The sequence below is a fragment of the Empedobacter sp. UBA5987 genome, from assembly GCF_002429865.1.
Taxonomy (GTDB): domain Bacteria; phylum Bacteroidota; class Bacteroidia; order Flavobacteriales; family Weeksellaceae; genus Empedobacter; species Empedobacter falsenii_B.
This window is the reverse complement of record NZ_DJBB01000031.1, coordinates 35,607-51,601: the sequence shown is the minus strand read 5'-3', so window position 1 is coordinate 51,601 and position 15,995 is coordinate 35,607. Positions and strand designations below refer to the sequence as shown.

Sequence of the window (15,995 nt, the reverse complement as noted above, 5' to 3'; positions counted from 1 at the left end):
TGCTTTCTTACTTAATAGACTCAAGGTTTGTAAAAAGGTTACAGAAAATTAAACATTTTTTTTGAAATGATTTGATATAGAACGAAAAAAGCTCGCAATTAGCGAGCTTTTTAATCATATTTATCAAAAATAAATTATTTCTGAAACGAATCTTTATTCAATTCGTATAATATTTTAAGACCTTTTATTGTGTGTAAACGATCATCAATATCAATTTTATCTGTCAACGATTTGTAAACACCGCCAACTCCTCCTGTCGAAATCACATAACATTGTTCTCCTTCTTCGGCATTGATACGATCAATCATTCCTTCAACCATACTCAAAAAACCATAAACCATTCCTGATTGCATGCAAGATTCTGTATCTGATCCTAAAACAGTTTTAGGTGCTTTCAGTTCGACTGTTGGTAATTGAGCTGTTTCTCCCACCAACGAATTTAAGGCAGTAATAATTCCAGGAGCAATTACTACTCCACCAACACTTGCCGATTCGTCGATGCCTAAGAAAGTTAGCGCAGTTCCAAAATCAATGACAATTTTTTTGCCTTGATAATTTTGATAATGTGCAGCTACTGCATTCGCATATAAATCTGTTCCCATTTGGTTTGACTTATGCTTGATTGCTGATGGCGTATTACGATCTACAACCATTGGTTTGAACTTGTGAATCTTTTGTAACGCAATCTTAACGCTTGCTGTAAGTGGTGGTACAACCGAACCTATCACAATATCTGTAATATCATTTTTCGAAATTCCGAAAGGCTCGTACATGTTCGAGAATTTTGCAAAAAACTCGTATTCGGTACGATAAGGTTTTGAATTGATTGTCCATGTAATAATCTCCGTTTCACTTTTGAAAACTGCGAAACGAAGATTAGTATTTCCAATATTTACTGCTAATAACATTATTTTGTAAATACGTTATTTTTATCGTTTACATCTGCCAAACGTTTTGTTGGATCGATGGTAACTTGTTTAACTTCTTTCGAAACTTTAACATCATAGGTAGGTTTTGTCCAGAACCAATCTTCTAAAATAGTTCTTTTTGCACCTTGATATTCTACTAAGTTTTCTGTTGGTTTTTCTCCACGCATTTCACGTAAAGGAATGTAGAATAATTCTTTTGAACCATCTGTATATTCTACCAATAAATCAATAGGCATTGCAAAATCTGATTTGTTTGCAATTGTGATTGTGTTTCCGTTTACAGCTTCTACAGCGTAATCAATTTTGCGTGTTGTGTTCAAGAATAAATTAAAATACCATTTAAGATTAATTCCAGAAACTTCTTCTGCTACACGTTTGAAATCATTCCCTGATGGATGTTTGAATTTCCATTGTTTATAGAATTCTAGGAATGTTTTGTTTAAATTATCATTTCCAATAATATATCCCAATTGAATTGCTAAAACTTGACCTTTGTAATACGCTTCTAAAGAGTATGCATAATTTGTATTATAATAGTCTGCTAATAAACTTGCAGGTTCTTCTTTACCAGAAAGTGCTAAATTAATATATCCTTTGTAGGCATCTGGATTTGGATTTGAAGGCATTACTTTTAATTTATCTACAACATTAAGGTGCGCCATTTGCTCTACATATGATGTAAAACCTTCGTCGAACCACTCGTTGTATGTTTCATTGATACCAAATAATTGTTGGTACCAAGAGTGAGCTGCTTCGTGGAAAATAGTTCCGATTAAGCTATTTAAATTACTTCCTCCAGCAATTAAAGTTGCAGTACCATATTCCATACCACCGTCACCACCTTGAATAATTGAATATGTTTTCCAAGGATATTCGCCAAAGTGTTCAGAATTATAATCGAAGAAACCTAATGCGTAAGGCATTGCTTGTTTCCATGCAGAAGATTTATCATTGTCTTGGTAAACTAAATATACTTCAACACCATGCTTTGATTTTGCATGTTCTACAATAAATTCTTTATCCGCAGCCCAAACAAAATCGTGAATATTTTCAGCTTTGAAATTCCAAGCTACTTTTCCATTCTTTGTTTTGATTGTTGGATTTTTTACATAACCTTTTACATTATTTGGATTTTGTAACTCTCCTGATGCTCCCACAACATAATCTTTATCGATGTTAATTGTTACATCAAAATTACCAAAAGGAGCAAAAAATTCGCGACCAACATATTCATCTAAATGCCAACCTTCTGGATCGAATTCTGCCATTTTTGGATACCATTGCGCCATAGAAAATTCTACACCATCTTTCGAATTACGTCCAGAACGACGAATTTGTTCAGGAACTTGCGCATTCCAAACCATATCGAAAGTAGATGTTTGTCCTTCTGCAATTGGTTTTGCTAGCGTAACTTCTAAGATTGTTCCATCAACTTTATACGAAACAGCTTTACCATCTTGCTTTAGAGAAGTCACTTTTTGATAACCGATTTGATCTGGTTTTAATTCAGAAATACGGCTAACATATTTAGGATTTTCTTTTGTTCCAACATTCGTTGCCATTCTTTTATCAGGATCTGGAATGTTTTGCAAACGATTATCCATCATACTTCCTGGTTGAAAAGCATTAAAATACAAATGAAAATAAACTTTATTCAGGCTTTGTCCTGAATTGTTCGTGTATTTCAATTGCATTTTTCCATTATATTGATACGCTTTTTCATTCATATCAACATCAATCTTATAATCTACCTTTTGTTGCCAATATCCTTTGCGTTGCGCAAAAGCAAATTGTACCAAACAAAGGCAAATTAGTAAAGTAAATTTTCTCATTTCTAACTAATCATTAAACTTTAATCTCTCAAAAATACTAAAAAAAGCTCGTGTCAAGTACTTGACACGAGCTTTTAAATAATAAATAATAAAAAACTATATAATATTCATTCTACAATTACCACATTGGCGTTTGCAAAAATGAAGATAATATTCCTGGAAAAATTCCCATCACAATTAAGATAACCATTCCAATGATTAAAAGGAAATTCGTTAATCCGTCTTGTGTTTTTAATTTGTTTTTTCCTTTTTTGAAATACATGTAGTTGATGATTTTGAAGTAATAATACATACTCAAAACTGCCATAACCAATGCAATTACAATCAAAAATAGGTTTTTATCGTTTGTTCCTCCAATACTTAATGCCATAAATTTCGCGAAGAAACCTCCTGTTAATGGAATACCTGCTAACGAAATCAAAGAAATTGTCATCGCTGCAGCCAAAACTGGATTTGCTTTCCCTAAACCAATGAAACTTTCAAATTTTGGATTTTTGAATTGATCAATCGTATAGAAAATAATGAAATTCGCAACCGAATAAGCAATCGTATAGAACATCAAAGCCTCTTTAGAAGCTGAATTGATGTTGAACAAAACAAATAACATGAAACCTGCTTGCGCGATTGATGAATAAGCCATCAAACGTTTGACAGATTTTTGAGAAACTGCTCCGAAGTTTCCGATAAATAACGTCAAAATGATAATTGACGCGAATAATAAACGGTAATATTCGGCATATTCTACATTTGTTGGGAATGATTTTAGGACTAAAATAAATCCTAAAAATGATCCTCCTTTGATGATTGTCGACATAAACGATGTAAACACAGTTGGTGTTCCGTCGTAAACGTCTGGTGTCCATGCGTGGAACGGTGCTGCAGAAACTTTGAAACAAAATGCGAAGATGATTAAACACCATCCTGCGTAATAAATTGTTTCGAAATCTTTGTTATAGTTTACCAATTGATCAACCATAAAAGTTCCTGTTGCGCCGTACAAAAATGTTACACCTAACATCAAAATTCCTGTTGAGAAAGCTCCCATCAAGAAATATTTTACAGAAGCTTCTGTACTTCTAAGACTTTCTTTGTTTGTTCCTGCAATAATGTACATTGGAATTGACATTAATTCGATTCCTAAGAACATAATTACTAAGTTGTGGAATTGTGCTAAAACTGCGATTCCTGTAAAAGAGAAGAAAATTAAGGCATAATATTCTGCCACGTGTTTTCCTACTTTTCCAAACAAATCTTTGTTCAATAATAAGTAAAAAATTGCCAATCCTGCCAATGCGATAAAGAACGAAACGCCGTAAAGCGATTGTCCAATCATATTATCGAATTTTCCTGCGAACATTGAGCAACCTTTCAATTCGAAAATTCCTCCTACAATCATTCCGAAAAACAGAACAACAGAAAGTATATTTAAGGCACGATTATTTTTGATGTAGAATCCACTAAACATCAAAATAATACCTGAAAGTGCTGATAAAATAATCGTATTCATATCTATTTATTCAAAAATGATTAATGTGCTAATAAATTAAAAATTGGTGTTGGATAAACTCCTAAAATAATCACGATGATTGCGATTACAGAAATAACTGCAATTGGTCCAAAACCTCCTTTTTGAGCATCTTTTTGTTTGATGTTTTTCACTTCTCCAAACAATAATGCGCTTGATAATCTCAACGTATAAACGGCAGATAAAATAACACCTAAACAAGCTACTACACATAAAACTGGATTGTGTGTAAATAATGCAGAAAGCATCATAAACTCTCCGATGAATGAGCTTGTCAATGGTAATGCTACGTTTGCTAAACCGAATATCATGAATAAGATAGATAATGTTGGATCAACTTTTGCTAAACCACCAATCGATTTGATGTCTGTCAAATCATATTTTCTTTCCATAATATCTACACATAACCATAATCCTAAAACAACTAAACCATGTGAAAACATTTGGAAATAAGCTCCTGCTACACCATTTGCTAATTCAGAAAATAATGACACAAAAATTAAAGCTAAGTGAGCAATCGAGCTATATGCAATAATTTTCTTCACATTTTTTGCACTCAAAGCTATTAACGAGGCATAAACTAATCCGAAAATTGCTAAATAAGTAATGTATTTGAACAATTCTGAAATCGTTGGAAACATTCCCAAATACCAAGTAACCACTGCAAATAATCCCATTTTCGCCATCAAAGCTGAAAGTACAACTGTTAATGGAGTTGGTGATGTTTTATAGATTGTTGGTTGCCATGTATGAAATGGAAAGATTGGAATTTTAATCACAAAAGCGATTAAGAATAACAATGCCAACGCTGTGTTTGTTGAATAATGCGGTCCTGTAACTTGTACAACATCTGTTAATAAAAATGATGCTGGTTGTAAGAAAAATCCGATGTAAATAATTCCTCCTAACATAAACATCGATCCTAAAATCGTGTATAAGAAGAATGTCATATTTGCGCGAATTTTGTCTTTTCCAATTCCAAATAATCCGATTAAGAAATAAACTGGAATTAAGACAACTTCCCAGAAGAAATAGAATAAAATTAAATCTTCTGCTAAGAAAACTCCGTTTAATCCTGCTAAAGTGATTAACAATAATCCATAGAATGTATTGCTATATTTTTGTTTTGTTGTTGATAAATAAACAAAAAGAGCTAAGTAAGTAAGGTTAGTTAATAGAATCATTAATCCTCCCAAACCTTGAGCATTTAACGCGAAATAAGTTTTAACGCTGTTGAAATTGAACCATTGTGTTTGAAACGTTAACTCGTTGTTTCCACCTTTGCAAGTGATAAACAAGTACAACGCCAACAACGCTCCACCAACGAATGCTCCTAACCATCTTTGTGGTTTTTGACCTTGCATTAATAGCATAAAAACTCCTACTATTAATGGTAAAATGATAAATAAAGATAAAAGCATTACTAACCTATTTTGAAATTAAATACCCCATAAAAAAGATTGCGATACCTGCCACGATTCCTACAACCATTAGCATAATATAGAATCCTACATTTCCGTTTTGTAGCTGACGTACATTTTTTGATGCGCGACCAGAAACAGTTCCAACTCCTAAAACAAAAGCTGCAATTCCTGCTTTTTCTACATATTTTTTCAAGACATCACCCAACTCGAACAATGGTTTTACAATTGCATTGTCATATAACTCGTCGATGTACCATTTGTCTTCAAAGAATTTTGCAATTCCTGTTGCTTCACCATCTACATGGTTTGTGTATTTCTTGATTGCATAATAAATTGCACCAAGTACACAAAGTAATAAAGCTCCCATCATCATCCATTCTGTTGCATGAGAAACATGATGAGCTTCTCCGATTGATACAACTCCACTTAAGAAAGTTTGAAGTTTATGTCCGTCTTGCATAAACAACGCTGGAATTCCGATATAACCTGCAAAAACAGAAAGAACTGCTAAGATGATTAATGGAATTGTCATTGCAGCTGGACTTTCATGCGGATGAGCTTCTTTATCTCTTAAATCTCCTAAGAAAGTCATTGCATATAAACGGAACATATAGAATGCTGTCATCACAGAAACGATAAATCCGATTCCGTAAACAACTGGATTAGAAACAAACATTCCTAATAACATTTCGTCTTTCGAGAAGAAACCTGATAAACCTGGAATACCAGCGATTGCCAAACATCCAATCAAGAAAGTGATATGTGTAATTTTCATGTATTTGCTCAAACCTCCCATTTTGCGCATATCTTGCTCGTGGTGCATTCCGTGAATTACAGAACCTGCCCCTAAGAATAATAATGCTTTGAAAAATGCATGCGTCATTACGTGGAAAACTGCTGCGATATACGCTCCAGATCCAATTGCTGCGAACATTAATCCTAATTGAGAAACTGTAGAATAAGCCAATACTTTTTTGATATCGTTTTGACGCATTGCAATCGTTGCAGTAACAAAAGCTGTTGCAATTCCTACGTACTGAATAACTTGTAATGTGATTGGCGCTGCCGAAAATAATTCGTTGCAACGTGTAATCATAAAGATACCTGCCGTTACCATTGTTGCAGCGTGAATAAGTGCTGAAACTGGCGTTGGTCCTGCCATCGCGTCTGGTAACCAAGTAAATAATGGTAATTGAGCCGATTTACCTGTTGCTGCTAAGAATAACAATAATGTGATTCCTGTTAATACAAAACCTGTAAATGCAGATGGATCAATTGCTAATTGGCTGAATACTTTTACATATTCTAACGTTCCAAATTCTTTGAAAATCCAAAACATTGCCAATAAGAATCCAACATCTCCAATACGGTTCATGATGAAAGCTTTCTTTGCTGCTTTGATATATTCTGGATTTGTAAACCAAAAACCAATTAATAAGAATGAACAAAGTCCAACTCCTTCCCATCCAATAAACATCATTACGAAATTGTTTCCCATAACAAGAATCAACATAAAGAAGATGAATAAATTTAGGTAAGAAAAGAATTTTGCAAATCCTTTGTCTTCGCTCATGTAAGCCGAGCTGTACACGTGAATTAAAAATCCAACTCCTGTAATAATTAACAAGAACAAACTCGTTAATGCATCAATTTGAAATGCAAACGGAACTTGTAAAGTTGGAATATTGATAATATCAAATGCCTTAAAAATTAATGGTTGTGCATCTGCTCCTGATGGAACTGACATAAAAACCATGATTGATAAAATGAAACTTGCTAAAACTGCTCCACTTCCGATGAAAGTAACTAAGCTTTTTGAAAGTACATTTCGTCCTAAACCGTTAATCAAAAATCCTATGAATGGAATCAAAGGAATTAACCATATATACTGCTCCATTCTTAACCTTTTAAACGATTTAACACATTAATATCTACCGAGTATACTTTTCGGAACAATAAAATTATTACTGATAATCCTACAGCAACCTCAGCCGCGGCTACAACCATAATAAAGAATACTAAAAGTTGTGCATCTGTTCCTTTTTCTAATGCTGGATTTGCATGATAGTGCATTTTTGAGAACGCTACTAACAACAAATTCACAGAATTTAACATCAATTCTATACACATAAAAATGACAATTGCGTTACGACGTAGCATAACACCTGCCATTCCTATTCCGAATAGGATTAATGATAAAGTAATATAATAACTGATTGGTAACATCTTTTACTTTTTATATTTAATCCAATAATTCTTCGTCCTTTTTCGATAACATCACCGCTCCAATCATTGCAGAAATAAACAAAATACTGCTCAACTCGAATGGTAAAACATATTCTGAATATAACAATGATCCTAAGTTGTGAATCAATCCTAAATCACCTGTTCCCATTTCTACAGCTGTGTTTGCAGAAGCTTGATTTTGTGAGAAAATACCAATTGTCAAGGCAACAAATAACAAAGAGATTAAACTCGCTGCTAATATTTTTGCTGGTCGACCAAATGATTTCTTTTCACTATTCAAGTTCATCAACATCACCACGAATAAGAACAATACCATAATTGCTCCGGCATAGACAATGACATTTACAATTGCCAAAAACTGTGCGTTTAGCAATACATAATGTCCGCTGATGCAGAAGAATGTTACGATTAAATATAAAATGGAATGTACAGGATTTTTACTGAACACCATTAGTAGCGCACTTAACACCGTTAAGCTCGACAAAACATAGAATAAAATGATAGGTAATTCCATTAATTTGTAGCTTTTTTCGGGATTAATAAATCTTCTTTCGAATAGATAAAGTTTTGACGTTTGAAACTTGCTGGTGGAACTGTTTGCGATAAATAAACAGCATCTTTTGGACAAGCTTCTTCACAGAATCCACAGAAAATACAACGTAACATGTTAATTTCATATTTCGCTGCATATTTTTCTTCGCGGTAAAGATTTTCTTCACCAGGAAGTCTTTCTGCTGCTTCCATTGTAATCGCTTCTGCTGGACAAGCCAAAGCACAAAGTCCACAAGCCGTACAATTTTCGCGATCTTCTTCATCTCTATTCAAAACGTGTAATCCTCTAAATACAGGACTAAACGGTCTTTGTTTTTCTGGATAACTAATTGTTGCTTTCTTCGAAAAGAAGTGCTTCAATGTAATCATCAACCCTTTTGCGATAGAAATCAAATAGATACTTTCCCAAAAAGTAAGGGGTTTACGTTCTACTTGTTTTACTCTATTTGTAATTGGTTTCATACTTTTAATGATTTTGATGATTCTACTTGTTTAATAATAAAATCACTAAGCCTGTAATTAACATATTGATTAATGCTAAAGGCAATAATTTTTTCCAACCTAAATCCATTAATTGGTCATATCTGAAACGAGGAATCGTCCAACGCACCCACATATAGAAGAAGATGAAGAAACAAGCTTTACCGAATAATGAAAGGAAATTAAGAATTGCCGTTCCATTCACTCCGATAGAGTTTACTAATGTTGCATCGTCTACAAATGGGATATCGTATCCACCAAAATATAAGGTAGAAATTACTACAGAACTGATAAACATGTTGATGTATTCTGCGAATAAGAAGAATCCCATCTTCATCGAAGAATATTCTGAGTGATAACCTCCAATTAACTCATTTTCTGCTTCTGGTAAATCGAACGGAGTACGGTTAGTTTCTGCGAACGAACAAACCAAGAAAATAATAAATCCTAATGGTTGTAATAAGATAAACCACGCATGCTCTTGTTGATAATGTACAATATCACTCAATTTTAAAGAACCTGTCATCATCAAAATTGTGATTAACACTATTCCCATCGGTAATTCGTACGAAATAATCTGCGAAGCTGCACGCAAACCTCCCATTAAAGAGTATTTGTTGTTCGATGCCCAAGCACCAATCATAATTCCATAAACACCTAAACTTAATACACCTAAAATGTATAAAAATCCGATGTTAACATCTGCAATTTGAGGAACAACTACACGATCTCCAATCTCGAAAGCTGTCGACCATGGAATAACTGCACCTGTCATACAAGCTACAATCATTGCCAAAGATGGACCTAAGATGAATAAAAATTTATTCGAATCTTTTGGTGTAATTTCCTCTTTCGAGAATAATTTTAAACCATCGGCAAGCGGTTGTAATAAACCAAAAATACCTGCACGGTTTGGTCCGATACGATCTTGTAAGAATGCTGCAACTTTACGCTCAGCCCAAGTAGAGTACATGGCAACAACTAATGCAAAACCAATCATTACGCCTACTAAAGCTAACTTTTCTAATGCATCAGCAATAAATTCTTCTGTCATTTTTGTTAATTTTATTTACGAATGATTAATCTTTAAAATCTTTACTTGTTGCTGGTCCATCAATTTTAGATAAATCACGATTTGGTTCATTTACTTCTGAAACCGAATGAATATCTAATAAAATTTTTGGATCGCGTTTGATAACTTTCGGAAGTGTTTCTTTTGGCTCCACTTTGTTCTCAAAGTAATGACCTTGACGAACAACAGAATCTTTAGAAATTTCTGAAGGTTTTTCTAACGTCCAATCGTTGATATCTTTTTTATCGAAACGACATGTGTTACAAATCCAATCTTTTACTTCGTTAAATTCATCTTTGCGAGCTGTTACACGGAAAACTTCATTCCCACGGAACCACACTTGTGCTTTACCAGAACAAGTCGGACAATCGCGATGAGCATCAACTGGTTTCAAGAACCAAACACGATTTTTGAAGCGGAACGTTTTATCTGTTAATGCTCCTACTGGACAAACATCAATAATATTTCCGATGAATTCGTTATCTAAACTTTTGTTGATATGCGTTGAAATTTCAGCGTGATCTCCACGATTCATTACGCCATGCTCACGACAACCTGTGATTTGATCCGCAGTTTTTACACAACGATAACACAAAATGCATCGGTTCATGTTCAACTGAATATTTGGACCTAAATCTTCTTTAGGGAATGTACGACGATCAAATTCGTAACGCGTCGCTTCTGCTCCGTGTTCGTAACTTAAATCTTGTAATTTACATTCTCCTGCCTGATCACATACTGGACAATCTAAAGGATGGTTGATTAATAATAATTCAACAATACCTTTACGTGCCTCAACTGTACGCTCAGACGTTTTATTGCCTACAACCATTCCATCCATAACTGTTGTACGACAAGACGGAACCAATTTTGGCATTGGGCGAGGATCTGCTTCACTACCTTTTGATACTTCTACCAAACATGTTCTACAGTTTCCTCCTGTATTTTCTAATTTACCGTAGTAACACATCGCTGGAGGTGCTACTTCTTTACCAATCATACGAGCGGCTTGAAGGATCGTTGTTCCCGCAGGTACTTCAATCGTTTCGTTATCGATAGTAACTTTAAATAATGGTGTTTCTTCTGCCATCTTCGTATTAATTTGCGGTTTCTTTAATTTCGATTGGATCAGCATAATGTGCTAAACCAAAATTACGCATCAAACATTCTTCCGGATTATTAATATGCCATTCAAACTCATCACGGAAGTGACGAATTGCCGCTGCTACTGGCCAAGCCGCTGCATCTCCTAATGGACAAATTGTATTTCCTTCGATTTTACGTTGAACATCCCATAACAATTCGATGTCAGACATTTTTCCTTTTCCTTCATCGATTCGTTTCAAGATTTTTTCCATCCAACCTGTTCCTTCACGACAAGGTGAACATTGTCCACACGATTCGTGACGATAGAAACGAGCTAATGTATACGTGTGGTAAACAACATCTTGATCTTCATCTAAAACAATAAATCCTCCGGAACCCATCATTGTTCCTGTTTGGAAACCTCCTTCTGATAAACTTTCGTAATTCATGTAACGAGGTTTACCTTCGGCAGTTTTTAACAATAAGTTTGCTGGAACAATTGGCACAGAACTTCCTCCAGGAATACATGCTTTAAGGCGTTTTCCATTTGGAATACCTCCACAATATTCGTCTGAATAAATAAATTCTTCAACCGTAATTGTCATATCAATTTCATAAACGCCTGGTTTATTAATATTACCACAAGCTGAAATTAATTTTGTTCCTGTAGAACGTCCAACTCCAATTTTAGAATACGCTTCTCCTCCAATTTCAATAATTGGAACAATTGCAGCAATTGTTTCTACATTATTTACAACCGTTGGTCTTCCCCATAAACCTTTAACAGCTGGGAAAGGTGGTTTAAGACGTGGATTTCCACGTTTACCCTCTAACGATTCTAACAATGCCGTTTCCTCACCACAGATATAAGCTCCACCTCCACGTTGAACATAAATTTCGCAATCGAAACCTGTTCCTTGAATGTTTTTACCTAACCAACCAGCAGCTTTTGCTTCGTCGATTGCTTCTTCTAAAATTTCTGCAACCCACGCATATTCTCCACGGATATAAATAAATGATGTATTAGAACCTAAACAGAATGATGAAATCAGAACTCCTTCAATTAATAAATGAGGAATATATTCCATCAAGAAACGGTCTTTGAACGTTCCTGGTTCAGATTCGTCTGCATTTACCACTAAGTGTCTTGGAACACCTTCTGGCTTTGCCAAAAAGCTCCATTTCATTCCAGTTGGGAAACCTGCACCACCACGACCTCTTAAACCAGAAGTTTTTACTTCTTCTAAGATTTCATCAGTTGTCATTTTAAATGCTTTTTCAGCATTTGCATAACCACCGTTTTCGCGGTAAGCTTGATACTGACGAATTCCTGGAACATCAATATTTTTTAACAGTAATTTTTGTCCCATTATGCTAATTTTTTCAATTCCTCGATTAATTCGTCTACTTTCTCGATCGTTAAATTCTCACGATACGTTTTTCCTAACTGTAGCATTGGCGCGTAACCACATGCTCCTAAACATTCGGCTGGTTTTAATGTAAATAAACCATCTGCCGAAGTTCCACCAGCTTCAATATTTAATTTTGTTTTGATGTGTTCAATAATTTTGTCTGAACCTCTTAACATACAAGGTCCTGTTTGACAAACTTCTAACACAAATTTCCCTACAGGATTTAAGTTAAACATCGAATAAAATGAAGCTACTTCGTAAACTTCTACTGGTAAAATTTCTAATACTTCTGCAACATAATCTAAATGAGGTGTGTCTAACCAACCACCAAACTCAGCTTGTGCCACATGAAGCAAAGGAATCAATGCACTTTGTTTTTTATCCTCTGGATAACGTGCAATGATTTTATCTACTTTTTGTTGTGTCTCTTCTGAAAATTGAATTGCCATTTTTAATAATTTTTATTAAGCATCTAATTCTCCAGCAATCAAATTCAAACTACTCATTGTAATAATGGCATCTGAAATCATTGATCCTTCGATCAATTCTGGATAAGCTTGATAATAAATGAAACAAGGTCTACGGAAATGTAAACGGTATGGCGAACGACCACCATCAGAAACGAAATAATAACCCAACTCACCATTTGCAGCTTCGATTGAATTATAAATTTCTCCTTTTGGCATATCTACCTCTCCCATAATAATTTTGAAATGATAGATTAACGCTTCCATTTTTGTGTAAACATCTTTCTTTAGTGGTAAATAGAAGTCTGGAGCATCAGCATGATATTGCGTTGCTTCTTCTCCTTCTAATGCATCAATCTTTGCAATTGCTTGTTTGATGATGCTTAAACTTTGCCACATTTCTTGACCACGAACTAAGAATCTATCATAACAATCTCCCGTTGTACCAACTGGAATATCGAATTCGAATTCTTCGTAACGAGAATATGGTTTCGCTACACGAACATCATAATCTACACCAGCTGCACGTAAATTTGGTCCTGTGAAACCATAATTTAATGCACGCTCAGCCGAAATTCCTCCAACTCCTTGTGTACGATCCATAAAAATACGGTTACGTAAAAATAAGTTTTCAAACTCTGTTAAGACATCTGGAAACTCTCTCACGAAACGATGGATTTTTGTCCATGCAACTTCAGAAAAATCACGTTCAAAACCACCGATACGACCAATATTTGTTGTTAAACGAGAACCACAAATTTCTTCGTAAATCTCATAAATCAACTCGCGATATTTCATCATATAAAGGAATCCTGTAAATGCTCCTGTATCAACACCCATAATCGAATTACATACAATATGATCTGCCATACGAGCCAATTCCATAATGATAACACGCAAATAAGAAACTCGTTTTGGAACTTCAATTCCAACGAATTTCTCAACTGTCATGTGCCAACCTAAGTTATTTAACGGCGCCGAACAATAGTTCAAACGATCTGTTAAAGGTGTAATTTGGTACAAAGGTTTGCGTTCAGCAATTTTCTCAAAAGCACGGTGAATATACCCAACTGTAGGAACCGCAGATTTGATGATTTCACCATCAATCTCTAAAATATTTTGAAATACCCCATGTGTTGCAGGATGCGTAGGTCCTAAGTTTAAGGTAATTGTACTTTTTTCTAACGAACCATCTGGAAGATCAAGATGCTTTAATTTTTTAGTTTTCTCTTTTCCCATGGTTAATTTGCTTTTACATTAAAACCTCCATAATTGAAATCACCACCACGACCAAACATATCGTCGTCTTTATCTTTACGCGTTTGATCCTCTAATGGGAACTCTTTGCGTAATGGATGATAATCCATTTCTGGAACATTCATGACACGAATTAAATTTGGATGTCCTACAAAATCAACTCCATAGAAATCATACGCTTCGCGCTCTAACCAGTTAGCTGTTTCGAATAATTTAGTTGCTGTAAAAATCGAAGGTTTTTCGATCGGTAAAGCAAATTTTAATCGAACCTCAACTCCTTCGTATAGATTATAAACTAAATAGGTTACAACCAATTCTTCTCCAACATTATTAGGATAATGAATAGCTGTTAAATCCTTCAAAAATTTGAAAGATAATTGCTCATCATCATATAAATATTGTAAAATCTTTAGATTGAAATCTTTATTAGCGTATAAAGTCAATACACCGAAATGCTCTTCGTATCCGTATATATTTTCTTGAAATTTCTGAACCAAACGGTCTTTTATAAATGAATTGTCCATTATTTCAACTTATTTAATTCCATAACTTGCTAAAAGTTGTTGATATTCTTCGCTACTTCTACGACGAACACTTTCGCTCTCTACCAACTCCTGAATACGCATTACACCATCGATAATTGCTTCTGGACGAGGCGGACAACCTGGCACATAAACGTCGACTGGAATTACTTCGTCAATTCCTTGTAAAACTGAATATGTATCAAAAATTCCTCCCGAACTTGCACAAGCTCCAACAGCAATTACCCAACGAGGTTCTGCCATTTGGATGTAAACTTGCTTCAGAACAGGCGCCATTTTTTTAGAAATTGTACCCATTACCATCAACAAATCGCACTGACGAGGCGTAAAAGCCAAACGTTCAGATCCAAAACGTGCCAAATCGTATGTCGAACCCATTGTCGCCATAAACTCGATTCCGCAACAACTTGTCGCAAATGGTAAAGGCCAAATAGAGTTTTTACGCGCTAATCCAACTACTTTTGATAGTTGCATCGCCATAAAACCTTCACCTTCAAAACCACCTGGAGACTCTACAATCTTCACATTGGTATTGTGTGTTACTGGTCTTTTATTATGAATCATTATACTATTATTTTAGAATTTTAATCGCTCTATTTTTCCCAATTAAGAGCTCCTTTTTTGCGTACATACAAGTACATCACAAAGAATAATCCAACGAATGTTACAACTGCTGCAAAACCTTCCCAACCTAATTCTTTGAAATTCGCTGCATATGGGTAAAAGAAGATCACCTCTACGTCGAATAACACGAATAAAATGGCTACTAGGAAGTATTTAATTGCAAATGGCTGTCTTGCATTTCCTACTTTCTCAATCCCAGACTCGAAATTCTCTAATTTTTCGTCTGTTTTTCTGGACGGTCCAAGCAAATGTGTCGCAACGATAGTACCCGTTACAAACGCAAAAGCAACCACAAAAAGAATGAGAATAGGAATATAACTTGATGCTGTTTCCATAACTACTTTACTATTTTTCCAACTAATATTTTATCGATAAAAATAATAATAAAATATCATATTATTTATGTAAATTAGTTTTCAGCTAGTTATAGTTCTTTATATGATAAATTATATATCATTTATCTATATCGGAAGTTTGATGATTGAATAAAAAAAGGAGGACTAACAACTTGGTCAATTCTCCCTATGTATTTTATTAGATTACTAA

16 protein-coding genes are annotated in these 15,995 nt (G+C 34.6%); all 16 read right to left on the bottom strand.

What is annotated here, in order from left to right:
- Positions 1 to 134 precede the first annotated feature (134 nt).
- Positions 135 to 908: a type III pantothenate kinase gene (locus B3J26_RS05025; protein WP_181816351.1), complete on the bottom strand. Its 774-nt coding sequence runs from the start codon at positions 906 to 908 to the stop codon at positions 135 to 137.
- Positions 908 to 2,761, bottom strand: a complete 1,854-nt coding sequence (locus B3J26_RS05020) for a M1 family metallopeptidase (protein WP_291073560.1) — start codon at positions 2,759 to 2,761, stop codon at positions 908 to 910. The genes B3J26_RS05025 and B3J26_RS05020 overlap by 1 nt, the downstream gene beginning before the upstream one ends.
- 118 nt (positions 2,762 to 2,879) lie before the next feature.
- A complete protein-coding gene (locus B3J26_RS05015) occupies positions 2,880 to 4,268 on the bottom strand; it encodes an NADH-quinone oxidoreductase subunit N (protein ID WP_291073558.1) in 1,389 nt (462 codons plus the stop codon).
- A 20-nt stretch (positions 4,269 to 4,288) separates the two neighbouring features.
- A complete protein-coding gene (locus B3J26_RS05010; RefSeq protein WP_125348902.1) occupies positions 4,289 to 5,707 on the bottom strand; it encodes a complex I subunit 4 family protein in 1,419 nt (472 codons plus the stop codon).
- Positions 5,708 to 5,714: 7 nt separating this feature from the next.
- A complete protein-coding gene (gene nuoL / locus B3J26_RS05005; protein WP_125348901.1) occupies positions 5,715 to 7,607 on the bottom strand; it encodes an NADH-quinone oxidoreductase subunit L in 1,893 nt (630 codons plus the stop codon).
- A gap of 2 nt (positions 7,608 to 7,609) precedes the next feature.
- Positions 7,610 to 7,936, bottom strand: a complete 327-nt coding sequence (nuoK, locus tag B3J26_RS05000) for an NADH-quinone oxidoreductase subunit NuoK (protein WP_219034517.1) — start codon at positions 7,934 to 7,936, stop codon at positions 7,610 to 7,612.
- Positions 7,937 to 7,952: 16 nt separating this feature from the next.
- A complete protein-coding gene (locus B3J26_RS04995) occupies positions 7,953 to 8,471 on the bottom strand; it encodes an NADH-quinone oxidoreductase subunit J (RefSeq protein WP_038333350.1) in 519 nt (172 codons plus the stop codon).
- The gene (nuoI, locus tag B3J26_RS04990) at positions 8,471 to 8,971 is read right to left on the bottom strand and encodes an NADH-quinone oxidoreductase subunit NuoI (protein WP_038333352.1); all 501 of its coding nucleotides are present in this window, start codon (positions 8,969 to 8,971) and stop codon (positions 8,471 to 8,473) included. The genes B3J26_RS04995 and nuoI overlap by 1 nt, the downstream gene beginning before the upstream one ends.
- Positions 8,972 to 8,993: 22 nt before the next feature.
- The gene (gene nuoH, locus B3J26_RS04985; protein WP_038333358.1) at positions 8,994 to 10,043 is read right to left on the bottom strand and encodes an NADH-quinone oxidoreductase subunit NuoH; all 1,050 of its coding nucleotides are present in this window, start codon (positions 10,041 to 10,043) and stop codon (positions 8,994 to 8,996) included.
- Between the two features lie 25 nt (positions 10,044 to 10,068).
- On the bottom strand, positions 10,069 to 11,151 hold the full coding sequence (locus tag B3J26_RS04980; protein ID WP_038333449.1) for a 2Fe-2S iron-sulfur cluster-binding protein: 1,083 nt from the start codon (positions 11,149 to 11,151) through the stop codon (positions 10,069 to 10,071).
- Positions 11,152 to 11,158: 7 nt separating this feature from the next.
- Positions 11,159 to 12,517, bottom strand: coding sequence for an NADH-quinone oxidoreductase subunit NuoF (gene nuoF, locus B3J26_RS04975; protein ID WP_115002289.1), 1,359 nt, complete (start codon positions 12,515 to 12,517; stop codon positions 11,159 to 11,161).
- Positions 12,517 to 13,008 carry a complex I 24 kDa subunit family protein gene (gene nuoE / locus B3J26_RS04970; RefSeq protein WP_291073556.1) on the bottom strand — a complete coding sequence of 164 codons (492 nt, stop codon included), beginning with the start codon at positions 13,006 to 13,008 and terminating at the stop codon, positions 12,517 to 12,519. Before nuoE ends, nuoF begins: the two co-directional genes overlap by 1 nt.
- 15 nt (positions 13,009 to 13,023) lie before the next feature.
- A complete protein-coding gene (locus B3J26_RS04965) occupies positions 13,024 to 14,265 on the bottom strand; it encodes an NADH-quinone oxidoreductase subunit D (protein WP_038333370.1) in 1,242 nt (413 codons plus the stop codon).
- 2 nt (positions 14,266 to 14,267) lie between these two features.
- Positions 14,268 to 14,807 (bottom strand): NADH-quinone oxidoreductase subunit C, encoded by a 540-nt coding sequence (locus B3J26_RS04960; RefSeq protein WP_038333373.1) that lies wholly within the window; start codon positions 14,805 to 14,807, stop codon positions 14,268 to 14,270.
- 9 nt (positions 14,808 to 14,816) lie between these two features.
- Positions 14,817 to 15,389, bottom strand: a complete 573-nt coding sequence (locus tag B3J26_RS04955) for an NADH-quinone oxidoreductase subunit B (RefSeq protein WP_038333376.1) — start codon at positions 15,387 to 15,389, stop codon at positions 14,817 to 14,819.
- 29 nt (positions 15,390 to 15,418) lie between these two features.
- Complete coding sequence (locus B3J26_RS04950) at positions 15,419 to 15,784, bottom strand: NADH-quinone oxidoreductase subunit A (RefSeq protein ID WP_286474614.1); 366 nt, start codon at positions 15,782 to 15,784, stop codon at positions 15,419 to 15,421.
- Positions 15,785 to 15,995 lie beyond the last annotated feature (211 nt).